Annotated in this window: 22 protein-coding genes; 7 read left to right on the top strand and 15 right to left on the bottom strand. The window is 61.5% G+C overall.

The genetic code is table 11. The features are described 5' to 3' along the window. Positions 1–36: 36 nt before the first annotated feature. Genes GA829_RS20200 through GA829_RS20190 form a run of 3 tightly spaced genes read right to left on the bottom strand, consistent with a single transcriptional unit; the run spans position 37 to position 3,435 of the window. Positions 37–1,410 carry an MlaD family protein gene (locus tag GA829_RS20200; protein WP_195174445.1) on the bottom strand — a complete coding sequence of 458 codons (1,374 nt, stop codon included), beginning with the start codon at positions 1,408–1,410 and terminating at the stop codon, positions 37–39. A gap of 14 nt (positions 1,411–1,424) precedes the next feature. Further along, entirely contained in the window at positions 1,425–2,246 is an 822-nt protein-coding gene (locus GA829_RS20195; RefSeq protein WP_195174444.1) for an ABC transporter ATP-binding protein, read from the bottom strand. 1 nt (position 2,247) lies between these two features. Continuing rightward, positions 2,248–3,435, bottom strand: coding sequence for an MlaE family ABC transporter permease (locus GA829_RS20190; protein WP_195174443.1), 1,188 nt, complete (start codon positions 3,433–3,435; stop codon positions 2,248–2,250). Positions 3,436–3,511: 76 nt separating this feature from the next. Between GA829_RS20190 and dgcA the strand changes: the two genes are divergently transcribed. Next, positions 3,512–4,495, top strand: a complete 984-nt coding sequence (gene dgcA, locus GA829_RS20185) for an N-acetyl-D-Glu racemase DgcA (RefSeq protein ID WP_195174442.1) — start codon at positions 3,512–3,514, stop codon at positions 4,493–4,495. On the opposite strand, the gene GA829_RS20180 is transcribed toward dgcA, so the two are convergent. After that, positions 4,466–5,680: an MFS transporter gene (locus GA829_RS20180; RefSeq protein WP_195174441.1), complete on the bottom strand. Its 1,215-nt coding sequence runs from the start codon at positions 5,678–5,680 to the stop codon at positions 4,466–4,468. The genes dgcA and GA829_RS20180 overlap by 30 nt on opposite strands. A gap of 118 nt (positions 5,681–5,798) precedes the next feature. Continuing rightward, positions 5,799–6,581 carry a UDP-2,3-diacylglucosamine diphosphatase gene (locus GA829_RS20175; protein ID WP_195179742.1) on the bottom strand — a complete coding sequence of 261 codons (783 nt, stop codon included), beginning with the start codon at positions 6,579–6,581 and terminating at the stop codon, positions 5,799–5,801. A 152-nt stretch (positions 6,582–6,733) separates the two neighbouring features. On the opposite strand from GA829_RS20175, the gene GA829_RS20170 reads away from it, so the two are divergent. From GA829_RS20170 to GA829_RS20160, 3 genes are all read left to right on the top strand, one after another. After that, complete coding sequence (locus GA829_RS20170) at positions 6,734–7,513, top strand: SDR family oxidoreductase (protein WP_195174440.1); 780 nt, start codon at positions 6,734–6,736, stop codon at positions 7,511–7,513. Positions 7,514–7,689: 176 nt separating this feature from the next. Further along, positions 7,690–10,014 (top strand): NADP-dependent malic enzyme, encoded by a 2,325-nt coding sequence (locus GA829_RS20165; RefSeq protein ID WP_195174439.1) that lies wholly within the window; start codon positions 7,690–7,692, stop codon positions 10,012–10,014. A 79-nt stretch (positions 10,015–10,093) separates the two neighbouring features. After that, positions 10,094–11,293, top strand: coding sequence for a DUF2865 domain-containing protein (locus tag GA829_RS20160; protein WP_195174438.1), 1,200 nt, complete (start codon positions 10,094–10,096; stop codon positions 11,291–11,293). Here GA829_RS20160 and gltX read toward each other — a convergent pair. From gltX to GA829_RS20125, 7 genes are all read right to left on the bottom strand, one after another. Then, a complete protein-coding gene (gene gltX, locus GA829_RS20155) occupies positions 11,211–12,584 on the bottom strand; it encodes a glutamate--tRNA ligase (protein WP_195174437.1) in 1,374 nt (457 codons plus the stop codon). The two genes, GA829_RS20160 and gltX, sit on opposite strands and share 83 nt — an antisense overlap. Before the next feature lie 195 nt (positions 12,585–12,779). Beyond that, positions 12,780–13,976, bottom strand: coding sequence for a hypothetical protein (locus tag GA829_RS20150; RefSeq protein WP_258051793.1), 1,197 nt, complete (start codon positions 13,974–13,976; stop codon positions 12,780–12,782). A 275-nt stretch (positions 13,977–14,251) separates the two neighbouring features. After that, positions 14,252–16,057 (bottom strand): ABC transporter ATP-binding protein, encoded by a 1,806-nt coding sequence (locus tag GA829_RS20145; protein ID WP_195174436.1) that lies wholly within the window; start codon positions 16,055–16,057, stop codon positions 14,252–14,254. 469 nt (positions 16,058–16,526) lie between these two features. Further along, the gene (locus tag GA829_RS20140) at positions 16,527–17,477 is read right to left on the bottom strand and encodes a diacylglycerol kinase catalytic domain-containing protein (protein WP_210337681.1); all 951 of its coding nucleotides are present in this window, start codon (positions 17,475–17,477) and stop codon (positions 16,527–16,529) included. A 14-nt stretch (positions 17,478–17,491) separates the two neighbouring features. Then, positions 17,492–18,379, bottom strand: a complete 888-nt coding sequence (locus GA829_RS20135; RefSeq protein ID WP_195174435.1) for an SPFH domain-containing protein — start codon at positions 18,377–18,379, stop codon at positions 17,492–17,494. 33 nt (positions 18,380–18,412) lie between these two features. Further along, positions 18,413–20,095 (bottom strand): NAD+ synthase, encoded by a 1,683-nt coding sequence (locus GA829_RS20130; RefSeq protein ID WP_195174434.1) that lies wholly within the window; start codon positions 20,093–20,095, stop codon positions 18,413–18,415. 64 nt (positions 20,096–20,159) lie between these two features. Then, the gene (locus tag GA829_RS20125) at positions 20,160–20,876 is read right to left on the bottom strand and encodes a DNA-3-methyladenine glycosylase I (RefSeq protein WP_195174433.1); all 717 of its coding nucleotides are present in this window, start codon (positions 20,874–20,876) and stop codon (positions 20,160–20,162) included. Positions 20,877–20,963: 87 nt separating this feature from the next. Between GA829_RS20125 and GA829_RS20120 the strand changes: the two genes are divergently transcribed. Next, positions 20,964–21,524, top strand: a complete 561-nt coding sequence (locus tag GA829_RS20120) for a DUF1003 domain-containing protein (RefSeq protein WP_195174432.1) — start codon at positions 20,964–20,966, stop codon at positions 21,522–21,524. Further along, positions 21,521–22,108, top strand: a complete 588-nt coding sequence (locus tag GA829_RS20115) for a DedA family protein (protein WP_195174431.1) — start codon at positions 21,521–21,523, stop codon at positions 22,106–22,108. Before GA829_RS20120 ends, GA829_RS20115 begins: the two co-directional genes overlap by 4 nt. 25 nt (positions 22,109–22,133) lie before the next feature. Here GA829_RS20115 and GA829_RS20110 read toward each other — a convergent pair whose 3' ends face one another. Next, positions 22,134–22,493, bottom strand: coding sequence for a diacylglycerol kinase (locus tag GA829_RS20110; protein ID WP_195174430.1), 360 nt, complete (start codon positions 22,491–22,493; stop codon positions 22,134–22,136). Between the two features lie 81 nt (positions 22,494–22,574). Next, positions 22,575–22,991: a GFA family protein gene (locus tag GA829_RS20105; protein WP_195174429.1), complete on the bottom strand. Its 417-nt coding sequence runs from the start codon at positions 22,989–22,991 to the stop codon at positions 22,575–22,577. Between the two features lie 350 nt (positions 22,992–23,341). Here GA829_RS20105 and GA829_RS20100 point away from each other — a divergent pair, with 350 nt between their 5' ends. Then, positions 23,342–24,412: a GGDEF domain-containing protein gene (locus GA829_RS20100; RefSeq protein ID WP_195174428.1), complete on the top strand. Its 1,071-nt coding sequence runs from the start codon at positions 23,342–23,344 to the stop codon at positions 24,410–24,412. A gap of 93 nt (positions 24,413–24,505) precedes the next feature. Here GA829_RS20100 and GA829_RS20095 read toward each other — a convergent pair whose 3' ends face one another. Beyond that, complete coding sequence (locus GA829_RS20095; RefSeq protein WP_195174427.1) at positions 24,506–25,879, bottom strand: class II 3-deoxy-7-phosphoheptulonate synthase; 1,374 nt, start codon at positions 25,877–25,879, stop codon at positions 24,506–24,508. Positions 25,880–26,074 lie beyond the last annotated feature (195 nt).

Here is a 26,074-nt window from a genome sequence, read left to right as displayed (position 1 = left end):
TTTGCACTAAATGTTTGAGGCGAGTGGCGGCCGAAGTCAACGCCGCGCCCTGCCATCGAATTGCCGAACCTCGCCTTCGCCACCCGAAAGGATGCGCTGCGGGTTGCGGCTGAGATCGGTCACGGCCTCCTCGATGCGGCTGATCGAACGGCGGCTGTCCTGCACCAGCGCCTCAACGTTCGAAAGGCCCTGGCCAGAAAAGCGCGCCAGATTGTCGGTAATGACGCCCAGACGGGAATTCAGCGTGTCGGCAACCTGCTTGAACGACTTCAGCGTATCCCTGGCGTCGGCCATCACGCCATCGGCCTGGCCCGAGCCAAGCAGCGTGTCCACCTTGGCCAGGATGCCATCGACGCGCACGGAGGCGTCGTTGAGGCGCTTCGCCAACTGCTGCGCGTCCTTGATCGTCTGGTCTATGTCATCGGCCCGGCTGGCGAACTTGTCGGTCACCTTGGCGATGTCGGCGGCGGCCTTGTCTGCGTTTTCGCTGGCCCTCTGGATGCTGGCGAGCGCCGTGCGGACCTGCGCCGGATCGATGCCGTCGAGAACACCGTCGACCTTGGCCAGCGTACCTTGCGTCTGCTTGGCGAAATCGTTGACCGAGCCAACCGCCGTATCGACGTTCTTGATCACGCCGTCGAGCTGCTTGCTGGTTTCCTTGAGGTTTCCGGTCACCGTATCGACATTGGCGACGATGCTCTTGATCTGGTCCTTGTCGACCGCGTTGAGCAATCCTTCGGCAGCCTTGAGCGTGCCGTCGAGCTTGCCCGAAACACCCTTCAGTTCGTCCGAAAGCGAACTGACGCTGGCGAGGAACTTGTCGATGCCGTCCGAATTCTTGGCCAGGGCATCGGAAAACGTCTGAACGTTCTGGACGGTCTGCGTCAGCGGCCCGCGAACATCCTTGGTGAAGCCCTCAAGCTCCGACAGCACCTTGTCGGCGCGGGTAAAGATGTTCTGCGCCGTCTGCAGCAGGTTGGTCACCGCCGATGGATTGGCTACGATCTCGGCGACGCGGCCTTCCTTTTCGGCTTGATCGAGGAGTTTTACTTCCTTGGGATCGGCGCCCTTGAGCTCGATATTGGCTTGGCCGGTCAGGCCGGCAAGGCCGATATCGGCCTGTGTCGACTTGGTGATCGGCGTCATGCGGTCGATTTCGGTGTCGGCGATCGCGACTGTCGGATTGTCGACGTCGATATAGACGCGGCGCACGTCGCCAACCTTGACGCCATTGAACAGCACGAAACTGCCGCGTCCAAGACCCGAGGCCGAACCCGGAATGCGCACGCGCAGCAACGTGGTCTCGCCCTTGTCGCCGATCGCCGCCGTCCAATAGACGAACGCAAAGGCCGCCAGGATCGCAACCAGCGTGAAGATGCCGACAATGACGTAGTTGGCTCTGGTTTCCATTGCTTCACTTATGGCTATGCGCGCACGGCAAGATCAAGTTGCCGTGCCCGTTTTCCGCGGAAATAGGACTTTACCCACGGCTCTTCGCTCTTCAGCATGTCATCGATGGTGCCTTCGACCAGGACTTTCTTGTTGCCAAGCACGGCAACGCGATCGCAGGCGGTGAAAAGTGTGTCGAGATCGTGCGTGACCATGTAGACGGTCAGATCCATCGTGTCGCGCAACTTGACGACCAGTTCGTCGAATTCCGCCGCGCTGATCGGGTCGAGGCCGGATGTCGGCTCGTCGAGAAAGACAATATCCGGGTCGAGTGCCAGCGCGCGTGCCAGCGCGGCGCGCTTGATCATGCCGCCCGACAGTTCGGACGGGAATTTCCGTGCGGCGTCCGGCGGCAGCCCAACCAGCTCGATCTTGAGCATCGCCAGCTCATCCATCAGCTTGCGCGGCAGATCGAGATATTCGCGCATCGGCACCTGCACATTCTCCAGCACTGTCAGTGCCGAGAACAAGGCGCCATGCTGGAATAGCACGCCAAGCCGCATGTCGATGCGCAATCGATCCATGTCGCTTGCCTTGGCGACGTCGACGCCAAACAGCTTGATCGTGCCAGATTGCTTTTGGGTCAGGCCGAGAATGGTGCGCAGCAGAACTGACTTGCCGGCGCCCGAGGCGCCGACAAAACCCAAGATTTCTCCCCGCCTGATGTCGAGCGACAATTTATCCAGAATGAGCTTGTCGGCGAAGGATACGGTGATGTCGTGCGCGGACAGCACGATATCGCCCTCCTTGGCATTATCCACGATCGAAATCGCCCTTTTCCTGCCGAGCAGCGCCATGTCAGAACTCGATCGCTGCGTAGAAGATGGCAAAAAGCCCGTCGAGGATGATAACAACGAAAATCGACTTCACCACCGAGGCGGTTACATGTGTTCCCAGTGATTCCGCGCTTCCGCCCACCTTCATGCCTTCGACCGAGGCGATGGTGCCGATGATCATTGCCATGAACGGCGCCTTGATCAGCCCGGCGAAAATCGTGCTGAGGTCAATGGCGACACGCAGCCTGTCGATGAAGGCGGCGGGCGCGATACCGGAATAGAGCCATGCCGCGAGAATACCCCCACCCAGGGCCGCGAAATTGGCGATGATGGTGAGGCAAGGCAAAGCAATGACCAGCGCCACCAGGCGCGGAAAAACCAGAACGCCGATCGGGTTGAGCCCGATGACCTTCAGCGCGTCGACCTCCTCGCGCATTTTCATCGAGCCGATTTCAGCGGTGATGGCGCTGCCGGAGCGGCCGGCGATCATGATTGCCGTCATCAGCACGCCAAGTTCGCGCAGGATGAGCACGCCAACGAGATCGACGACGAAGATATCGGCACCGAAATAGCTGAGCTGGTAGGCGCCTTGCTGGGCGACGATGGCGCCAACGATGGCCGACATCAGCACGACCACCGGAATGGCGCCGACACCCATGCGGTCGATCTGGTTGAAGATCGCCGCCGGATTGACGCCATGACCACGGCCGAGCTTCATCTGAGCGCCGCGGATCGTGGCGCCGAGGATGTTCATCGAAGCGAGGAAATCGTCGCGCATCTCATAGACGCGCCGTCCAATGCTCTCCAGCGCCCGAATAACGATGTTAGGCGGCCTTACGTCACTCGACTCAGGCTCGCGCCGCACTGCCTCGCTGACCGCACCAAGCAGGATCGACGCGACTTCGCTTTGGCCCTGCATCGTGACCTCGACACCCTTCTTCTCGAAGGCACTGACCAGCCGGTCGACCAGCCAGGCACCGGCGGTGTCGATTTTCTCGATGTTGGAAAGATCGAGCGCCAAGGTCTTGAAACCGTTTCGTTTCTCGATCTTGCGCATCTCGGCGTCGATCAGCGCCACGGTGCGGGTCGTCCAGATTCCGGAGAAGGCGCAGCCAAGCACCTCGCCCTCCTCGCCAACGGCCACGCGCGGCTCGTGGTCAGCCTCCTTGGCGGCCGTGCCGCTTGCGTCGCGTTTGCCGATGGTCAACATGGCGTCCTGTTTAGCCCGACAGGTTTGACCTGTCGATTTGCCGACGACGCTTGTCGCATAGCCGGAGCAGAAAAATATGGCGCGTGTCATTTCGGTTGAGGCCGAGCGTTTTCCCATCGCCGGGACCTTCACCATTTCACGCGGTTCGAAGACCGAGGCCGAGGTGATCACCTGCATGATCAACGAAGGCAGCCACAGCGGGCGTGGCGAATGCGTGCCCTACAAGCGCTACGGCGAAACCATGGAAGGCGTGCACGCGGCAATCGAGGCCATGCGCAAGCACATTGCGGGCGGCATGGGCCGGACTGAACTGCTAGAAGCAATGCCCGCAGGCGCGGCGCGCAATGCCATCGACTGCGCCCTGTGGGATCTCGAAGCCAAGATCAGTGGCAAGCGTGTCGCAGGCGCAATTGGCGCTGCTTCGCCTTCAGCGCTTGAAACCGCCTACACGCTGTCGCTGGGAGAACCCGAGGCGATGGCGGCGCAGGCTCGCGCCAACGCCACCCGACCGTTGCTCAAGGTCAAGATCGGCGGCGCCAACGATATTGCCTGCATTCGTGCCGTTCGAGGAGCCGCGCCCGACAGCCGCCTCATCCTTGATGCGAATGAGGGATGGACGGACGAGAACATCGTAGCCAACCTTGCCTTCGCCGCCGAACAAGGCATCGCCTTGATCGAACAACCCCTGCCCGCCGGCCATGACGCGATCCTGCGCCATATCGCGCATCCTGTGCCGATCTGCGCCGACGAAAGCGTGCATGAAGCCGGGAATCTCGCCGCTCTTGTCGGCCTCTACGATGCGGTCAACATCAAGCTCGACAAATCAGGCGGGCTGACAGCGGCGTTGGTGCTGCGAGACCGGGCCCGTGAACTCGGCTTCGGCATCATGGTCGGCTGCATGGTTGGCACATCTCTGGCTATGGCACCGGCCGTGCTGCTGGCCCAGGGAGCCGACTTCGTCGACCTCGACGGCCCGCTGCTGCTGGCTCGCGACCGCATTCCAGGACTTGTCTACCAGGGTTCGCTGGTGTCACCGCCTGATGAGGCGCTGTGGGGCTGAGCGCGCCGCCATCCCGACCAGCGCAAGCCCAATCAGGGCGATCGGTATCATCGCAAAGAAGCCGTCCACACCAAAGCGGTCATAGAGCGGACCGGAAGCCAGTGTCGCGATCGCCATGAAGAAGCCGTTGGAGAAATAGGCGATACCTTGGGCGGCGCCGGTGCGCTCTTCCGAGACGGTTTCGCCGATCATCTTCTGCAGGCCAATGAGCACCAGCGCCACCGAGATCGCGTGCAGCGTCTGAACCCCGAAGAACCCGGCTACGCCAAGACCAAGCGGCCAGACAAGCGGAAAGGCGATCCAGCGGATGATCGCGCCAATGCCGGCCATCACCATGATGGAGACGACAGAGAACGATCCGAAGAAGCGCGTGAACATCATGAACATGCAGACTTCGGATACCACGCCCCATGCCCACAACAGGCCGACAACCGAATCGCTGATGCCGATCGACTTCCAGTAGATCGAGACAAAGCCGTAGAGAAAGGCGTGGCTGGCGGTGATGACGCCAACGCCGATGGAGAAATAGAGGAAATAGGCGTTGAAAAGTTTTGGCGCGGCCTGCTGCATGTCGGTCGCCGACAGCGGCGAAGCGCGGCGCGGACGGCCAAGGCGCGGCGCCAGCAAGCCGGCGACAAGGGCCGCTCCCAGCGCGACGAAAATGATCACCGGGACGGCTCCGGGGCCGGTTGCCGACAGGATGAAGCCGCCGGCGACATTGGCGAACAGATAGGAGATCGATCCCCATTTGCGCATGCCGGTGTAGTTCGAACCGAAGCGGCGCACGCCGGACAGTGCCAGCGAATCGGCGATCGGCGAATGCGGCGTCCAGACGATGGTCAGGGCCAGCGACACCGCCAGCACCGTGGCGTAGGTCGGCGTCAGGAAATAGCCGGCCGACAAGAACATCGCCGATGCCACAAGCGCGACATAGACATTGGCGCGATCGCTAGCCCTGTCGGCCAGCGCGGTCAGCAGCGGCGTCGTCACCACGCGCAGGAACATCGGCGCGGCGAGAATCACGGCGATCTGCTCGGCATGAAAGCCCTGCGCCTGCAGCCAGAGCGGGAAATACGGCAGATGCGTTCCCAGCGAGACGAAAAGTGTCGCGAAGATCAGGCTCATGCGCAGCTCGAAATGACGCGGCTTGACGAGCTGTTCGGGCGAGAGTGGCGGCAGCGACATGAATCGATCCAATAACGCTACGCACAACGGGCGGCGGCAGCGCATGCCGATCCCATAACATGCGGAAAATCGGCGCGAAACCGTTTGGACTAATCGATTAATGACTGCGCGAGCGGCATTACGCCGCTTCGACGGCCCGATCCGCGATGAGCATCGGGATAAAGGGCTCGTCCGGTGCTTCCGGCAAGACATGCGCCCAGGTCAGTATCTCCATCGAGCCGTCAAAATGCTCGACCACCGCCGTGCAGCTTTCAACCCAGTCGCCGGTGTTGATGTACTGCACATCGCCAAAGCTCTCGATGGCGGCGTGATGGATATGGCCGCAGATGACGCCATCGACATGCGAGCGGCGCGCTTCTTCCGCCAGCACGGTCTGGAACGAGCCAATGAAGTTCACCGCCTTCTTCACCTTGACCTTCGCCCAAGACGAAAATGACCAGTACGGCAGGCCAAGCAGCTGGCGAAGCCGTGTCACCACCCGGTTGACCAGCATGGCCGCGTCATAGGCGTGGTCGCCGAGATAGGCCAGCCAGCGCTGATTGTGGACGACCGTGTCGAACTGATCGCCATGGATGACGAGCAGGCGCCTGCCGTCGGCGGTCTCATGAATGGCGCGGTCGGCAACGACAATGCCGCCGAAATGCACGCCCTGGAACTGGCGCGCGAACTCGTCGTGGTTGCCCGCGATGTAGGTGATGTTGGCGCCCTTGCGCGCCTTGCGCAGCAGTTTCTGGACGACGTCATTGTGGCTTTGCGGCCAATGCCAGCTGCGCCGCAGGCGCCAGCCATCGACGATATCACCGACGAGATAGATGATATCGGCGTCGTGATATCTAAGGAAATCGATCAGGAATTCGGCCTTTGCCGCCTTCGAGCCCAAATGGACGTCGGAGATGAACATGCTGCGGAAAGTGCGGGGCTGGTCGTCAGACATTGACTTGTCACCGTTGCTTTCGCGCAGGCTATGCCCCGATTCATGCAACAACCGTATGACGGTTGCGATTGGTCCAGTCTAAGGACTAGGTTGCCGCCAATTCATCAGGAGAAAATCTCATGGATCTCGGCATTCGCGGAAAGAAAGCCATCGTCTGCGCTTCGAGCAAGGGCCTGGGGCGCGGCTGCGCCATGGCGCTGGCTGAGGCCGGCTGCGATATCGTCGTCAATGGGCGCAACGCCGAGCTGGTCGCGAAAACCGCCGCCGAATTGCGCGAACGCTATGGCGTGACGGTTACGGAAGTCGTCGGTGATGTCTCGAAGCCGGAAATTCAGAAGGCATTGCTCGCCGCCTGCCCGGAGCCGGATATTCTCGTCAACAACAATGGCGGTCCGCCGCTTCGCGATTTCCGCACGCTTGATCGCGAAAAGATCCTCGAAGGCGTCACCCAGAACATGGTCACGCCTGTCGAGCTGGTTCAGGCTGTCATCGACGGCATGGCGGCGCGCGGCTTCGGCCGGATCGTCAACATCACCTCGCTGTCGGTCTATGTGCCGATCCCCGGCCTCGACCTCTCGTCCGGCGCGCGCGCCGGCCTCACCTCGTTCCTCGCCGGTGTCGCCCGCACGGTGATCGACCGTAATGTCACCATCAACAACATGCTGCCTGGCAAACTCGACACTGACAGGTTGCGTGGCCCGCATGAGGCCGGCACCACCGAGGACCCTGCGGCAGCGGTGGCGCGCAAGGCGCGCATCAGCGCCGATGTGCCAGCCAAGCGGCTCGGCACGCCGGAGGAATTCGGCCAGATCTGCGCCTTCCTGTGCTCGGTCCACGCCGGCTATCTTACAGGTCAAAACATCCCGGTCGACGGCGGCCTCTACGTCAGTGCTTTCTGATCGGCCACCTGCGAACCGGCATGAATCGGCCGACATGAAACCCGCATAAGTATTTGATATATTTTGATTTTAGCCAGACCGCTTGCGTAAAGCGGGCCGCGCGGCATTTGGCGTCGTGAAAAAGCCCGGCCACATGCTAAAAGGAATCTCTCAGCAGGTTTCGAGGGAGCGGCCGCATGGAAGGCGAGAACAAGAAAACGGCACGTTCGGATCTCGACGAAGCCGCCCTCTACTTCCACAAACACCCAAGGCCCGGAAAGCTCGAGATACAGGCCACCAAGCCGCTCGGCAACCAGCGCGATCTGGCGCTTGCCTATTCGCCCGGCGTTGCCGCCCCTTGCCTCGAAATCCGCGACGATCCGGCGACCGCCGCCGACTATACGGCGCGTGCCAATCTGGTCGGCGTGGTTTCCAACGGTTCGGCGGTGCTCGGCCTCGGCAATATCGGCCCGCTGGCCTCCAAGCCGGTGATGGAAGGCAAGGCGGTTCTGTTCAAGAAATTCGCCGGCATCGATGTCTTCGACATCGAAATCGATGCGCCTGGCATCGAGCGCATGGTCGAGACAATCTCGGCGCTGGAGCCGACTTTCGGCGGCATCAATCTCGAAGACATCAAGGCGCCGGAATGCTTTGAGGTGGAAGCACAGCTGAAAGCGCGCATGAGCATCCCGGTCTTCCACGACGACCAGCATGGCACCGCCATCATCGTCGCCGCCGCCGTGCTCAACGGCCTGGAATTCGCCGGCAAGGCCATTTCGGACATCAAGATCGTCACTTCCGGCGCCGGGGCCGCGGCGCTGGCCTGTCTCAACCTGCTGGTTTCGCTTGGCGCGCGTGTCGAGAACATTTGGGTCACCGACCGTTTCGGCGTCGCCTACAAGGGCCGCATCGACGAGATGGACCGCTGGAAAGACCCGTATGTGAAGGACACGGACGCCCGTACCCTGGCCGACGTCATCCCTGGCGCGGATGTGTTCCTCGGCCTTTCGGCCGCAGGCGTGCTGAAGCCCGAACTGCTACAGCACATGGCGCCGAAGCCGCTGATCCTGGCGCTGGCCAACCCCAATCCCGAGATCATGCCGGAAGCCGCCCGCGAAGCGCGTCCCGATGCGATGATCTGCACCGGCCGTTCGGATTTCCCCAATCAGGTCAACAACGTCCTATGCTTCCCTTACATCTTCCGTGGCGCGCTTGACTGTGGTGCCAGTGCCATCAACGAGGAGATGAAGATGGCAGCGGTGCGGGCGATCGCCGCCCTCGCCCGCGAAGAACCGTCCGATGTCGCTGCCCGTGCCTATTCCGGCGAAACGCCGATGTTCGGCCCCGACTTCCTGATCCCGTCGCCCTTCGACCCCAGGCTGATCCTGCGCATAGCGCCTGCCGTCGCCAAGGCGGCCTGCGACACCGGTGTCGCCACAAGGCCGATCACCGACTTTGCCGCCTATATCGACAAGCTGAACCGTTTCGTCTTCCGTTCCGGGCTTGTGATGAAGCCGGTGTTCTCGTCCGCCAAGGCATCGAGTGCCAAGCGCGTCATCTATGCCGATGGCGAGGATGAGCGCGTTCTGCGCGCCGCCCAGGTGGTGCTGGAGGAAGGCATTGCCGAACCGATCCTCATCGGCCGTCCGCATGTCATCGAAGTCAGGCTGAAGCGCTACGGCCTGCGCATCAAGCCCGGAGTCGACTTTGGCCTGATCAATCCCGAGGACGATCCTCGCTACCGCCACTATGTCGACCTCTTGATCGAACTCGCCGGCCGGCGCGGCGTGACGACAGAAGCCGCGCGCACCATGGTGCGCACCGACAATACGGTGATCGCCGCACTTGCGTTGAAGCGTGGCGACGCCGATGCCATGGTCTGCGGCCTCGAGGGACGCTTCGAGCGGCACCTGCGCAATGTGACGCTCATCATCGGCCCACGTGCCGGCATCAAGGACTTTGACCTGTCGACGCTTTCGATGCTGATCTCGCAGCGCGGCATTATCTTCCTCACCGACACCCATGTCTCGGTCGACCCGACGGCCGAGGAGATCGCCGAGATGACGGTGCTGGCCGCCGAGGAAATCCAGCGTTTCGGCATAGTGCCCAAAGCCGCCCTGCTCTCGCATTCGGATTTCGGCTCACGCGATTCGCCAAGCGCGCTGAAGATGCGGCAGGCAGCGGCTATCCTGGCGCGCATCGCCCCCGAGCTTGAATGCGACGGCGAAATGCACGCCGATTCCGCGCTGTCGGAACATCTTCGCCAGCGCGTCTATCCGCATTCGAGGCTGAAGGGCGAAGCCAACCTTCTGGTTTTCCCCAATCTCGATTCCGCCAACATCACCCTGACCGCGCTCAGAACCATGATGGATGCACTGCATGTCGGGCCGATCCTGCTCGGCACCGACAAGCCTGCGCATATCCTGACGCCGTCGGTGACCTCGCGCGGCGTCGTCAACATGACAGCACTTGCCGTGGTCGAAGCCGCCCACAAGGCTCAGGCGGTCGTTAATCTGGGCTGAGAGCTGTTTTGACGATAAACTGCGGTTAACCACGGACACGGTAGTTTCGCGACAGACGATCAGGCGGAGTTTGAGGCGGATGACGGGCGGAGGGTGGAAGCTGACGCATGCCGCGGCACTGCTCGGCGCGCTTGTGCTGTCTTGCCTTGCCATAACCCAGCCGCAGGCGGCTTCCCGGGCATGCCGCCAATTGGAAGCCGATCTCGCTGACGCTTCACAAGGCGGCGGCAGTCCCACCATGGTGCGCAAGTACGACGGCGCTATTGCCCGCCAACGCGAGCAGATCTCGAAGGCCCGCAGCCGGTCGAGCAGCGCCGGGTGCGGCTTTTCGCTGTTCGGCCGCAACATTAGCGAATGCGCAACGATCAACAGAACGATCGACCGCATGAACGCCAACCTCGACGGTTTGCAAGCCAAGCGCGCGCAACTCGCCAGCGGCGGTTCGCGCCGCGATCGCGGGCGCATCCTGGCGGCGTTGGACGCCAATGGCTGCCGCGACAATCCGGTGGAGCCACGGCGTCAGCCGCTGCGCGAAGCAAATCGCGACAATGGCAACGGCAATCTGTTCGAGCAGCTTTTCGGCGGCGATATCCGTCAACTCGATGAACTCGGCGAGCCCGATGATTCCGGCGGCGAGCGCGGCATCCACGGCGTCATCAATCAGCCCGACGGCATGGACCTGCCGAGGCTCAGCGGTGAGTTCCACACCATGTGCGTGCGCACCTGCGACGGCTATTTCTTCCCGATGTCGAACGCCGCTTCGCTCGGCGACTTCGAACGTGACCAGAAGAATTGCGAATCGAGCTGTCCCGGCACCGAAATGCAGGTTTTCTACTCACGTGGCATGAGTGACGATTCGGCAACCATGACATCATCGGTCACCGGCCAGCCATACAGCGAGTTGCCGACGGCCTATCTTTACAAGCAACCGAACATGTCGCGGCCGCCGGCCTGCGGCTGCAACGCCGCCCAGAATTTCCAGATCATCGGCGGCAATCCGCCGTCCCCGGAACAATCGCAGCCCGACGCACAGCCAACCCCGTTCATTCCGGTGCCTGGTGCCAAGCCCGATCCCGCCGCCGACCCGGAAACCCTGGCCAATGCGGAAGGCGGCCTTGACCGTGAAGCCATCAAGCGCCTTGCCGCCAAACCGTTGACGTCGCCGGTGTCGGCGCTGCCGCCGGACCAGCGCAAGGTCAGGGTCGTCGGGCCATCGTTCCTTCCCGACCCAAAAGCGGCAATAGATCTGCAAGCTCCGGCCCCGAAGGCAGTCCAGTAAGGGCAAGCCTCAGCGGCATGAACAGCGCCTTACCCTTGCGGCCCGTTGCTTCCCTGACTTTGGCCGTCCAGTCCTTCCAGATCGTTCCGCTCCAGGGCTCTTCCGGCAAAAGGTCAAACGCCTGACGAAGGAAGTCGCGGTCGTCATCGGAAAACTCCGGCGTCTCCTGCGGGCCTTCGCGCAGAATTCGCCACCAGCCCGCCGCATCGGCCAGCGTATCGAGATTGCCGCGCACTGCCAGCCAGAAAGGCTCTGCCTGATCACCTGACATGCCAAGCACCATCAACCGGTCGCGCGCCTCGGCAAACGGCATGTGGTGCAACAGCGTCCGGTTGAGCACGAAAAGCTCGTCCGGATCGAACTTGGATGCGGATTTCGATGTTGCAGCCGGGTGGAAGCGCTCAGCGAGTTCAGCCATGGTCGGCATCGCCACGACATTCTCAGAGGTGCCCACCAGAACGGCCAGCGAAGCGACAGCCATCGGCTCGATGCCCGTTTCGCGCAGGCTCTCGATGGACAGCGCGCCGGTGCGCTTGGACAGGCCCTCGCCCGATGCCGTGGTCAACAGATTGTGGTGGCCGAACACGGGCGGCTCGACACCCAGCGCCTGGAACAGAGCTATCTGAACGCCGGTATTGGTGACGTGATCGTCGCCACGAATGACATGGCTGACGCCCATCTCGATGTCGTCGACCACCGAAGGCAGAGTGTAGAGATAGGTGCCGTCCTCGCGCACCATAACCGGGTCGGACAAGGACGCGAGGTCAACCGTCTCTTCGCCGCGTACCAGATCGTTCCAGTGCACCTCGGTGCGTTCCGGCTGCTGCGGGTCGCTGGTGAAGTTGGGCAGCAGAAAGCGCCAGTGAGGCCGCCGTCCATCGGACTGGTATTCCGCGATCTGTTGTGGCGAAAGCGCCAGCGCCTCGCGGCCATAGACAGGCGGCAGGCCGCGCGTGCGCCGCACCTTGCGCCTGAGGTCGAGCTCTTCCGGCGTTTCGTAACAGGCGTAGAGAACGCCCGCCGCCTTCAGCCGCTCCACCGCCGAGTCATAGACCTCGAAGCGCCGCGACTGGTACTCCGTGGCATCGGGAAAAATGCCCAGCCAATGCAGGTCGTAGAGAATGGCGTCGGAGAATTCCTGCTTCGAGCGCGCAATGTCGGTGTCGTCGAAGCGCTGGATGAAGCGGCCCTTGTTGTTCATGGCGAAAAGCCAGTTGAACAGGGCGGTTCGCGCATTGCCGATATGGATGCGGCCAGTTGGGGACGGGGCGAAACGGACGGTAACTGTCATAAGCGGGGCGTACCGGATGGTTTTGTGATTGACAAGACGCGCCCCCGCGCTGCGCGGCAGACATAGAACATGATGCGGCGAATGAAAAGACCGGGGCGGCATGCGCCTCGGTCGGCGCATAGGCGACGGCCAATCCGGCGGCGCTTGCCATGACCGAGCGCAGCCAGCCGGTGAGCCGACGGCGGTCGAAGGCGATCAATGACCGAAGTCGTCGGAACTGAGGCGGGTCCAGCGGTCACCCATCACCCCACCGATAAAGATGTTTCCTGAGCGGACCGCTTCCGTGACTTCGGCGTTTCGCGAGCGCACCATCGTTCCCCCCGCATAGCGGAAGAAAAGGTTCCTGTAGCTGAAGAGATGAGGCATGAATCTGCTCTGTGTCTGCCCGGCAATGCCCACGCAGCCCATATCCCACGCATCCGCGAAAAGGCTATCCAGTGTCTCGCGCCAGTGATATCCGGACGCCTGGATCTGCAACAGGTTCGCGATGTCGCCCGCTTGACCGTAGAAGGCATAACAACCGACCATCTTGCCCGTTTCGTCGTATGTCCCACCGAAATGAAGTGGCCCGTCGGCCCGCTTCTCGGCCGCCAGCGTGAGCAGCCGCGGCAACTCGCCATCCTTCCAACTCGGCCGAAGAGCGTAATCGGACAGGAGGGTCGGCAACCGCTCGGCAAATTGCACGGCATCGATCGGCTCACGATGGACCCGTTGCGACGGTGAATGCTGGACTGGGGGCTTGAACCTTCGTTTCGCAAGCGCATCGAATGCTCTCGCGCAGGGATCGAGTGCAAAGAGAGGCACGCCGGGCCATTTACGGCGCAGCGTGGCGGCGACCATGGCGGCCGGCCGGAAAATACAGGTCCATCCCAGACAATGCGCGGACATGAGCTGATACTTCATCGGACGCGCGAAGGCCAACGACGTGCGGTTGGCCGAATCGGTCAGCTGCAGATCGTATTCGCCTTGGTGCAAGGCACGCAGCAGTTGCGGTCCGGCCGAGCCGTCATCGGCGCCGGGGTCTGCCATGAGCGGGCCGATGATGGCCGCGTTCAGTGTCGCTCCGTTGAGTTCGTAACGGGCTTTCAGGACGCCGAGGAACCCGCCCAGGCGACCCTGCCGGTTGATCTGGACAAGAGCATTGCTCGCACCGGATTGGCCAGCAGGGTCAAGATAAATCTTTCTCATATACTCGGCCGTCTCCGCGATGGCGCGATTGAGGCGGTGACGCCGCTGCTGGCGAAACTTCGTCAGGAAGAGTGTGGCGACACGCTCGAGATCTTCTGCGGCGAGCGGCCGAACCGAGCCGTGCTGAGATTCCAGCACCGACGGCGCAGCCGCCTTTTCCAGACCGGCATTTGCGGAAACAAGATGCATCGTGAAAACCATCATTGGTTGCTTGCATAAATATAAATCAACCATCGGTAGAAACAACATATCTCGGTCGGTATGCTAAACGAGCGTTTTTCAGTATCTGGAACACGACTTCACAGGCGGATCTGCTCGCGCGGCACACGATGAGGGATCGGACCTTTGGATTCGCACGAGCGCCGATGCACCCGCAACAGGTTGCCTCCGCACAGCGATTGCGGGCTCTGCGCCATCCCGCCGCCCGGTTGGCAGCGCCTGATAGAGGTAGCCCGGCGAAGGCCGGGGGCTACCTCAGGTCAGTTGACAAGACCCTTGGTCAGTTCCAGCGCCTGGCGCTCGAACAGCCGGCGGTATATGCCGCCCTTCAGCCGGATCAGCTCGTCATGCGAGCCTTCCTCGACAATCTGGCCACGATCGAAGACCAGCAGCCTGTCGAGTGCCCTCACCGTCGAAAGCCGATGCGCGATGACCAGCGTCGTGCGGCCAACCATCAGCCGTTCCATCGCCTGCTGGATCAGCACCTCCGATTCCGAATCGAGGCTCGATGTCGCCTCGTCCAGAATAAGGATGCGCGCATCGGCCAGGAAAGCGCGTGCGATCGCCACGCGCTGACGCTCACCGCCAGACAGTTTCACGCCTCGCTCGCCGACCAGCGTGCCATAGCCCTTCGGCAGGTTGACGATGAAGTCATGCGCACTGGCCAGCCGCGCGGCGTGCTCGATCTCGGCTTGCGTCGCGTTCGGCCGCGCATAGGCGATGTTTTCCGCCAGCGAGCGGTGGAACAGGATCGGCTCCTGCTGAACGATGGCGATCTGCCCGCGCAGCGATGCCTGCGCCACTCCGGAAATGTCCTGACCATCGATCAGGATCTCGCCGGCATTCACATCATAGAGCCGCTGGATCAGCTTGACGAAGGTCGTCTTGCCGGACCCGGAATGGCCGACAAGCCCGACACGTTCACCTGGCGCGATACCAACCGAGAAGTCGCGGTAAAGCGGCGACCGGTGGCTACCGTAGTGAAAAGTGACATTGTCGAAGGTGATGCGGCCATCGCCGATCCGAATAGGCTTGGCGCCGGGCCGATCCTCGATGCCAAGCGGCTCGGACGTGAAGTCGACCAACTCCTCCATGTCATTGATCGAGCGCTGCAGGTTGCGGATGTGGGTGCCGATGTCACGCAGATAGCCTTGCAGGACAAAGAACGAGGTCAGCACGAAGGCGACATCGCCGGCGCTGGCCTGTCCCCATGACCACAGCATCAGCGCCAAGCCGATCACAGCGGCTCTCAGGACCAGCAAAAGCGTGCCCTGCGTGGTGCCGTTGATGGTACCACGCACCCAGGTGCGCCCGGTGCGGGCACGCCATTTGGCGACGACCTTGGCAAGCCGCCGTTCCTCACGCTCCTCGGCACCGAAACCCTTGACCACCGCATTGCAACTGACGGCATCGGCCAATGAGCCGCCAAGGCGTGTGTCCCATGTGTTGGCGAGCCTTGCGGCCGGCGCCACGTAGGCCAGCGACAGGATCGCCGTCACCGCGATGAACAGGACCGATCCGGTGGCGACGACGACACCCATCAACGGCCAGAACCAGCCAAGCAGCAGCGTCGAGCCAAGCAGCATGACAACGGATGGGATCAGCGCGATCAGAATCGTGTCGTTCAGCAGATCAAGCGCCCACATGCCGCGCGTCACCTTGCGGACCGTCGAGCCGGCAAAGCTGTTGGCGTGCCAATCCGTGGAAAAGCGCTGGACGCGATGGAAAGCATCGGCGGCGATATCCGCCATCATCTTGAGCGTCAGCTCGACTATGGCCATGAACGCAATATTGCGCAGCACCACGCCGCCGAGCGCCAGTGCCATCAGCAGCGAGAGCGCTGTCACCGCCGCATTCCATGCAACGTCATCGGCGCTGGCACTGCTGGCGACAGCGTCGACCAGCCGGCCGGAGTAGAGCGGCGTCAGCACATCGGCGGCTGTTGACAGCAAGAATGCAGCCATGATCAGCGAAAGCCGCCACGGCTGGCGCTTCCAGTGCATGAAGGTGAAGCCAAGAACGCTGCGAAAAGCGCCTGCGCGCATATCAATCTTGAAACGAGCCATGATGTCATTCGGGCGCAAACGTGCCCGATCCCGAAAAGTCGAAATTGAAGAAACCGCGTAAGGGCTAGTTCGCGCCCATGCATGCGGAGGTTTGGTATATCTGGCGACTCGCCCGAAAAGCGGGCGGTGACCGGCATCGACAAAAGCCTGCTCGTGGGCCGGCGTCGCGGCGAAGGCAAAAACCTCGCGGCGCGCCGGTGGAGACCTAGGCTTCGCGGCCTCGCATAGCGATGTCAAATACTGCCATTCGTTCCTCCCATTAGAGCGAAGTACGTCCATTCAGACGTACAAAGTGCGCTCTAACACTTTGAACCTGCGCATCATGCTTCCGAAATCGAGCCGATACGCGGGGAATCGCGGAGATGTTCTTATAGAGACGCCTCAACGTATCGCCAAGACAGGCGGCGCGTAAAAGCACATCTGGTCCAGCCGGTGAGACTGTTTTGCAACAATGGCTACCGGTGACGCGCTAAGGCACGACGAGATAGGCCTTCTGGTCGGCGATCGCGATCGTCACATCGGTGCCGGAATTGAACTCGACAAAATCGACTTCCATCCCATCGCTGAAGATAACGCCGCCCTTGCTCAGCCGCGACGACACGACCAGCGGACGGTCGCGGGTAATGACGCCATGCACCAGGGACACGCCTGTGGTGTTGCTGGGAAACGGCTCGCGTACGGAGAAGAACAGCTGCTCGCCTTCGCGGTCATAACCCTGCGGTGGCACCGTCGGTACGGTCGTATCGCCATAGGCGGCAGCCAGTCCGGCGGCGCCTGCCATCACCGAGCGCAGCCAGCCTGTGGAACCGGCACCGGTCGAAATGATGATGCCGCTCGATGACTGGCGTTCGGTCCTGCCGCCATAGCTCAACTCGTAGCGTGCCGACACATGGGTGCTGGCGCCGACGAAAAGGTCATTGAAAGCGATCAGCCGGCGTCCGTCATTGGAGCGCGCCTCGGCCATGACCACGGCCTGGCGTCGCGCCTTGCCGGAGAGCGTAAGACCGAGGACGAGTTCCGTGTCATCGGCGTTCCACGGCAGAAGAACACCGTCAAATAGCGCGGGGTTCGGATTGATGCCGACCAGCGGCTGGTGCGGCAGGTATTTCGCCGTGTTGGAAACCAGCCCGTCCGGGCCAAGCGCAATGACAACATCAGATCCGAATTCGAATTGCGGCACCAGTTCGCGGTCGAGCCGCAATTGCTTGAGGCCTGACGGAAGCGAACCCATCACCTTGTCGAGCGCGCGATGATAGACATCATGCGCGGCCTTGACCGGATCGAAATTCATGCCCGATTGCCTGAGATAGAAGCGGGCCTGACCTTGCGTGTTGAACCGCGTCGTCAGTTCCTCAAGCTCGGTCTTGCGGGTAACGACGACCACCCGGTCGATCGGCCTGTCGCTCTGTTCGCCGGCCACGGTTCAGATCACATCTAGGTCCCGGCTTTCGCCGGCGTGGAAAGCTGGCTCAGCGCGCTGGTCAGCATGTCAGGCGTGATCGACAGATTGCCGATCGCCCCGCCCTTTTCCGCCCAGGCCTTGAACGCCATCGCCGTCAGCACATTGGCAGGAGCCGACGAATAGACGGTGAGTTCAAGCTGCTGCGCCTTGGCAGCGGCTTCGGCAAGCGTCAGCTTGTTGCGCGCTTCGGTGTCGACCAGCAGCTTGTTGCGCTCGGCAAGTTCAATCTCGGTGGCCAGTTCGCTCTGCTTGATTTCGCGTTCTTTCTCGACGGCATGCGCCCGGCGCGCATAAATCGCCTCGTCGGCCTGGCGCTGCAGCGCCTCGCGATACTCGGTCTGCAGCGCCTTGCGGATTTCCGGTGTCGGCTGGACCGAGGTGATATGCACCTCCTCGATCGACAGCCCGGCCGTCGAGGCAATCGGATCGCGGCGCAGAAGTTCGGCCAAATTGCCGCCAAGCTTGGTCACCTCGGCAAGCGCCTGCTCCAGGGTCATGCTGGAGACCATCGCCCGTGCACGGCTCTGGATGGCGAGCACCAGGCGTTCGGCGATCTTCTCGCGGCCATCGCCGGCAATGTCGGAGCGGCTGAGCTTGGCGCTGAAATCAAAACCTTCGGCCGCCTTGACCGGATCGACAATGCGGTAGCTGACCGAACCCTGGATCGCCAGTTCCTGGAAATTCGCCGTCGTTTCGGTGAAGATGAACGGGTTGTCGAGCGACGTTACCGGCACCATCGCGATGGTGGTACCAAGCGTGCCATACCAGAAACTGATGCCGCGCCCCTGTCCGCGGATCTTGCCGTTCCTGAAGCGGACGATGTGGTATTCAGGCGTTCCCTTGAAATAGCTGAAAAACATCTATGCCCCTACTTCGCTAATTGGAACAGGTGGTTAGCCGCGATCCCTGAAACGATTGGTGATCGGATAGCGGCGGTCACGGCCGAAATTCTTCTTGGTGATCTTCACCCCTGGCGCCGCCTGCCGGCGCTTGTATTCGGCGATATATAAGAGGTGCTCGATACGCATGACCGTCGCCCGGTCATGGCCGCGCGCGACAATGTCGTCAACGCCCATCTCGTTCTCGACCAGGCATTCGAGAATGTCGTCCAGAACAGGATAAGGCGGCAGCGAGTCCTGATCCGTCTGGTTCTCGCGCAACTCCGCCGACGGCGCCTTGTCGATGATGTTGGCGGGGATGACTTCGCCGGAAGGGCCAAGCGCGCCCGGCGGCACATGGCTGTTGCGCCAGCGCGACAGCGCATAGACCTGCATCTTGTACAGGTCCTTGATCGGGTTGAAGCCACCGTTCATGTCGCCATAGAGCGTGGCATAGCCGACGGACATCTCAGACTTGTTGCCCGTGGTGACCACCATCGAACCGAACTTGTTGGAAATCGCCATAAGGATGGTGCCGCGCGCACGGCTCTGCAGGTTCTCCTCGGTGATCCCTTCCTTGGTGCCTTCGAAAAGCTGCGTCAGCGTGTGCAGGAAACCCTCGACCGGTTCGAAGATCGGCACGATGTCGTAGCGGCAGCCGAGTGCGCGAGCGCAATCCTCAGCGTCCTTCAGCGAATCCTTCGACGTGTAGCGATAGGGCATCATCACAGCGCGCAATCGCTCCTCGCCCAGCGCATCGACGGCAAGGGCCGCGCAGATCGCCGAATCGATGCCACCCGACAGGCCGAGCACGACATTCTTGAAGCCGTTCTTGTTGACGTAGTCGCGCAGCCCCAGCATGCAGGCGCGGTAGTCGGCTTCTTCCCTCTCGGGTATTTTCGACATCGGGCCTTCGGAACAGACCCAATGATCACCTGTTCGTTTCCAGGTGGTGACGTCGACCGCTTCCTCGAACTGGCTCATCTGGAAAGCCAGTGTCTTGTCGGCGCCAATAGCGAACGAGGCGCCGTCGAAAATCAATTCGTCCTGGCCGCCAAGCTGGTTGGCGTAGATCATCGGCAGCCCGCATTCGATGACCTGGCGGATGACCACCTGATGGCGAATATCGATCTTGGCGCGATAATAGGGCGAACCGTTCGGCACCAGCAGGATTTCCGCCCCGCTTTCCGCCAGGGTTTCGCAGATGGCGACGTCGCCCCAGATATCCTCGCAGATCGGGATGCCGAGACGCACGCCACGGAAATTCACGGGCCCCTGCATCTCGGGTCCAGCCTGGAAGACGCGCTTCTCATCGAATTCGCCATAGTTGGGCAGATCGAGCTTGTAGCGTTCGGCCAGGATCTTGCCGCCATCGGCAACGATGATCGAGTTGTGCGTGCCGCTCTTGCGCTTCAGCGGCGTGCCGATGATGACGCCCGGCCCGCCATCGGCGGTGTCCTTGGCAAAATCCTCCGCCGCCCGCTCGCAGGCGTTCAGGAAGGAAGGCTTCAAGACCAGGTCTTCCGGCGGATAGCCGGCCAAAAAGAGCTCGGTGAAAAGAACGATATCGGCGCCCTGGCGGGCGGCGTCCGCCCTCGCCTCGCGCGCCTTGGCAAGGTTGCCGGCAATATCGCCGACCGTTGGGTTGAGCTGGGCGACAGCGATGCGCAGGATGTCGGGAGCGGTCTTCTTGGTCATGCCTGCTGACTTAGCGCGGCGGAATTCGCCGGGCAATGGCGTTCGTTTGGACCAATTTCGGCGGTCAGTCCTCGCCCATATATTGGCGCAGCGTTTCCGGCGAATTGTTCTCGCCGATCGACATCGCCAGGATGCGTGAAATATGCCGGCGCGGCAGTCCGGTTTCCACGGCCCATGCGTTGATCTGCGCCTGGATCTTGTCGAGATCCTTCTTCGATGTCGGGCTTTCCGAGATATCGAGGCCAGCATCGCGAAGGGCCGCCGCCATGTCGCCAGAGATGACGAAGGCGTCCCAGTCCAGCCAGCGCAGGAAATACTGACCGGTGTTGCCGCCAAGCCGGCTGCCATGCTTGCTCAGATAAGCCATCAGCCCGACCTGGTTGTCAGCCGGCCAATCCGCGAGGAATTTGCCGAAACTGCCATGTTCCTTGGAGACACGCTCGACGAAGGCGGCGTTGTCGCGCACCGACTTGATCTTTTGCGGATTGCGCACGATGCGCTTGTCGGCTGTCAGGTCGTGCCAGAAATCGTCGGGTTGAAACAGCAGCCGCTTCGGCTCGAAGCCCAGGAACGCCGCCTCGAAGCCAGGCCATTTCTGCTTGATGACACGCCAGACGAAGCCGGCGGCGAAGACACGCTCGGCCATGGTCGACAGAATGCGGTCATCCGTAACGCCGGCCAGAGCCGCATTGTCAGGCACAGGCCCCAGCAGCGACGCCAGTTCCCCCTCGCCGCCTTTGCGTTTTGCCGCGCGAGCGCGAATCTTCTTGAAATCGGCCATCGGTCCCTCGGCAACTGGAATCAATCTAACACTTCCCGCACGGCCCGGCAGCCTCTACGTCTATCAGTGTTGAGGACGGAGACGACCATGAACAAGACGATCGATGATTTGGCAAACCGCTGGCTGAAGCGCCGGCCTGACGGTCTCAGTGTGCTTGAGAGCCGTGTTCTGCAAAGCACGCTCGAGCACACGACAATCTCCAGGGATACCAACAAGGCTGTCGCCTTCCACCAGACATTTGGCGACCGCCTGGCCGATACGATCGCGCGGATCGGCGGTTCGTGGTCCTTCATCCTGACCTTTCTCGCCTTCCTGGTCCTGTGGACCGCGGGCAATGTCTGGCTGTTGTCGCGCGATGCGTTCGACCCCTACCCGTTCATCTTTCTCAACCTCGTACTCTCGATGGTCGCCGCCTTGCAGGCGCCGGTGATCATGATGGCGCAGAACCGCCAGACCGAGCGCGACCGAATCGATGCCGCCCACGACTACGAGGTCAACCTGAAGGCCGAGATCGAGATCATGGCGCTGCATGAAAAGCTGGACGAACTCCGTCACAGCCAGATCATCGGCATGCGCGACGAGATCGTGCGCCTGGCCGAACAGGTGCAGCGGATCGACGATAGACTTTCCCAGCAGACGCCTTCATGACGGACCTCGTCCATCGTCTTGTCGAACATTACGGGCTGATCGCCGTTTTTCTCGGCTGCGTCGCCGAAGGCGAGAGTGCGGCCATCCTCGGCGGCTTTTTCTCGCATCAGCATATCTTCGTTCTGTGGCATGCGCTCGCCGCGGCCGCCATTGGCGCCTTTGTCGGCGACACGTTCTTCTTCATCCTCGGACGAAGTTTCGCCGACCACCGCTATGTCACAAGGCTGCGCAGGCGACCCGGCTTTCGCCGCGCCTATCGTCTGCTCAACACCCACCCCAACATTTTCGTGCTGTCGAACCGCTACATCTATGGCATGCGCCTCATCGGCGGCGTGGCGGCCGGGCTCTCGCGCATCACCATGCCGCGCTTCATCATCCTCAACGCCATCTCGTCGATGGTCTGGGCCGCCCTGTTCGTCACCATAGGTTATGTCTTTGGACTGGGCGCGGAGAGTATCATCGGCCAGACATTGGCGCGTCACGAGCGTCTGCTGATCGGTCTCAGCATCGGCCTGAGCGTAGCCGTTATCGCCTGGCTCATCGCCCGCCACATCGCCAAGAAGGAACGTGCCAGGGAAGGCTAGGCGTCAAGGGAAGGCTAGGCGTCAATCAGATCGGAAACCCCGTGATCCGCTCGATGATGGCGATGCCCCAGACACCGGCAACGATCAGCACGGAGATCAGCACTGCCAGCGAACCGCAGTCCTTGGCGAGCTGGATGTCGACATTGAATTCGCGGCTGAAAGCATCGCACGCCGCCTCGATGCCGGTGTTCAGCACTTCGACCATGATCAGCAGCAGCACCGCGCCGACCAGCAGCGCGTAGCCACGCCACGATACCGAAACGAACCAGCCAAGTGGCAAGGCAAGCACCAGCAGCATGAGTTCCTGCTGGAAGGCCTTCTCGCTGGCAGCCAGTTTGCGAAACGCCCGCACCGAATTGAAAAAAGCGTCGATCAGCCGCTGCATGCCCAAACCCTCTCCGAATCACCGGCACGGGATAATGCAATGGCTGGCCAGATCAATGGAGGAAGGCGACTTGTCCAAGGTTCATTCGGCGACAGGGATGGAAGGCGTCGATTTTTCGAACCGCGGCAGCCCGTCATCGATTGAATAGTAGTCGCCCTTGTCCGCGACAAAGATGTGGCACTCGCCCTGGAGTTCCGTCGGCCTGTCGAACAGGCCCGCCATGACCGAGACATAATCCTGGTCCCCCGGCTTCCAGAACAGCAGCGACCCGCATGTATTGCAGAACCCGCGCTTTGCAAAGGATGAGGCTGCGTACCAGGTGATGTTTTCGGCACCGTCGACCACGATGTTGGCATTGGGAACATTGGTCGCGGCGTAGAAATGCCCGCTCTGCTTGCGGCACTGTGAACAATGACAATACACAACGCCACGCAGTGCTCCGCGCGTCTTGAAGCTTACCGCTCCGCAAAGGCACGATCCCTCGTGATTGTCACTCATTCCATCCCCCATCCAGAAATATCCTGTGGCACCAAGACAGGCGGCAGGATTCCAGCTTTGTGCCGGCTATACGCAAGCAAATGCGACATACAACGGGCGTGCCCGGGGATTTATTGGTGCACGGGTTAAAGGCTTCTACAGCCACAGGTAGAGAAAAACACGCCGAGCCCGTGTAAATTAAGGAAACTTTAGCGCTGCCGCATTTATTGTCCCCGGCAAGTGAAAGTCGTGTGTGGGGACGCGGCTCTTCACATGATGTTGTGAAATGCCGGACAGCGTCTCCCCAAGACGGCGACAAATGGAAGCCCGTGAAATTCTGCGTCGGGATCCAAGGGGAGAGTGAGTCAGTCATGCAACCGGCAGCCGTCCCGACCGAACGAAACACCGACATCGCGGCCACGGTTGTCGCCACCATGCGTCAGCTGGGCGTGCTCGGAGTGCCGCGCAACTACGAGATCTTCTATGAAGCGCTGAGCGGCACCAATCGTGAGCTCAGCCTTGCCGTTGTCTCCTTGAGCAACCGCCCGACCCAGGATGAACTGGACGCTATCGGCCGCACCTTCTTTGCCCAAAACCACGGGCCCAGCATCGTCGAGCACGCCAGGGACGTCATCGCCAAGGAGCTTGAAGACGTCGCTTTGCTGCTGAGGAGCGAGCGCAGCCATATCGAAAAATACGGCAGGATTCTCGACGAGACGTCGAGCGGGCTTAGCGGCCGCAGCCTTCTGTCCCAGGATCTTCTGCAAAAGATCGCCAACGCCATGACCACCGCCACCAACTCGACACTCGACCACGGGAGGCAAGTGGCCTCGACGCTCAGCGACAAGACGGCCGAACTCGAAAGTGTCAAGTCGAAGCTCGAAGAGTACAAGAAGCTCGCCGATACCGATCCCCTAACCCATATCTGGAACCGCCGCGCCTTCGACAAGGAAATCACCAGGATCTACAACAGCAACAAGGGCATCCTGTTCAACGCGCTGATCCTTGCCGACATCGACCGTTTCAAGGACATCAACGACCGCTACGGCCATCCTGTCGGCGACAAGATTATCCAGATCATCGCCGACATTTTCCAGACCAGCATTCTTGGCGACATGTTTGTAGCCCGCACCGGTGGCGAGGAATTCGCGCTGATCATCGAGGGCGCCAGCGAGGACACCACTTACGAAATTGCCGAGCGCATCCGCGCGCTGATCGAACAGACGCCGTTCACCAGCAGCCAGACCGGCACCAACTACGGCACCGTCACCGTCTCCATGGGCATCTGCATGGCTTCCGAGGCCGAAGGTCCCGAAGACCTCTACACCAAGGCCGACCGGGCGCTCTATCGTTCGAAGGTCAGCGGTCGCAACCGCGTGACCAAACACTCCGCCATGGCCGGCCGCGCTGGCAAGAGCTGGCTGCTCTACAAGAAGGACTGACGGTTCCGGCTTGCCGGACCGCGTTGTTGGCCTCAAATGAAAAAGGCGCCGGATTTCTCCAGCGCCTTTTTTATCAACTGTTTCAGATCGTTATCAGCCGTTCGCAACCTGCTTGTGCTGCACCGGCTGGCTCTTCTTCAAAAGATCGGACACCAGGAAGGCCAGTTCGATCGCCTGATCGGCGTTGAGGCGCGGGTCGCAATGGGTGTGATAGCGATCCTGCAATTCCTCTGCCGTGATGGCGCGCGCGCCACCGGTGCATTCGGTGACGTTCTTGCCGGTCATCTCGACGTGGATGCCGCCCGGATGCGTGCCTTCGGCGCGATGCACCTCGAAGAAGGTCTGCACTTCCTTCAGGATGCGGTCGAAGGGCCGTGTCTTGTAGCCGGCGGCCTCAATGGTGTTGCCATGCATAGGGTCCGACGACCACACAACGCTGCGGCCTTCCTTCTGCACCGCGCGCACCAGCTTCGGCAGATGGTCGGCGACTTTGTCGGAGCCGAAGCGCGCGATCAGCGTCAACCGGCCCGGCTCGTTTTCCGGGTTGAGCAGGTCGATGAGTTGCAACAGGCCATCCGGCGTCAGCGACGGGCCGCATTTCAGGCCGAGCGGGTTCTTGATGCCACGGCAATATTCGACATGCGCATGATCGGGCTGGCGGGTGCGGTCACCGATCCAGATCATATGGCCTGATGTGGCGTACCAGTCACCCGAGGTCGAATCGACACGGGTCAGCGCCTCCTCGTAGCCGAGCAGCAGGGCTTCGTGGCTGGTGTAGAAATCGGTCTCACGCAGCGCGTAGTTGGTTTCCGAGGTGATGCCGACGGCCTTCATGAAGTCCATCGTCTCGGTGATGCGGTTGGCGAGCGCACCGTATTTTTCGCCCTGCGGGCTATCGGAGACAAAGCCGAGCATCCAGCGATGCACATTCTCCAGGCTGGCATAGCCGCCCTGCGCGAAGGCGCGCAAAAGATTGAGCGTCGCCGCCGACTGGCGGTACGCCATTTCCTGGCGGGCCGGATCGGGAATGCGCGACTTGGCGTCGAACTCGATGCCGTTGATGATGTCGCCGCGATAGCTCGGCAGCGTCACCTCACCCTTGGTCTCGTTGTCGGACGAGCGCGGCTTGGCGAACTGGCCGGCGACACGGCCAACCTTCACCACCGGCTGCGCGCCGGCGAAGGTCAGCACGACCGACATCTGCAGGAACACGCGGAAGAAGTCGCGGATGTTGTCCGCGCCATGCTCGGCGAAGCTCTCGGCGCAATCGCCGCCCTGGAGGAGGAATGCGTCACCGGCAGCGACAGCCGCAAGCTGCTTCTTCAGCTTGCGTGCCTCACCTGCGAAAACCAGCGGCGGAAAGGTGGCGAGTTGGGCTTCCGTGTTCTTCAGCGCGGCAAGATCCGGATAGGCAGGAACCTGCTTGATCGGCTTGGCTCTCCAGGAATTCGGCGACCATTTCGTCATCGTTGCACCCAAAACTCTTTCCGAGCAATTCCAGGAAAAGTGTAAAGCGGTTTTCCGTCCGGAATTGCGTCAAACAACCAAGCGGGCGCTATCGCCCGCAAATTCGACCCCTATATGGGGATCGCGGCTCCTTACACGAAGCCGATTTCCTATTCTAGACCGGATTTGGCTGCGTGGCGAATGAAGGCTGGCGCG

It is taken from the genome of Mesorhizobium sp. INR15 (assembly GCF_015500075.1).
Classification (GTDB): domain Bacteria; phylum Pseudomonadota; class Alphaproteobacteria; order Rhizobiales; family Rhizobiaceae; genus Mesorhizobium.
The sequence above is the reverse complement of the archived record's forward strand: the minus strand, read 5'-3'. Positions and strand labels throughout refer to the sequence as shown.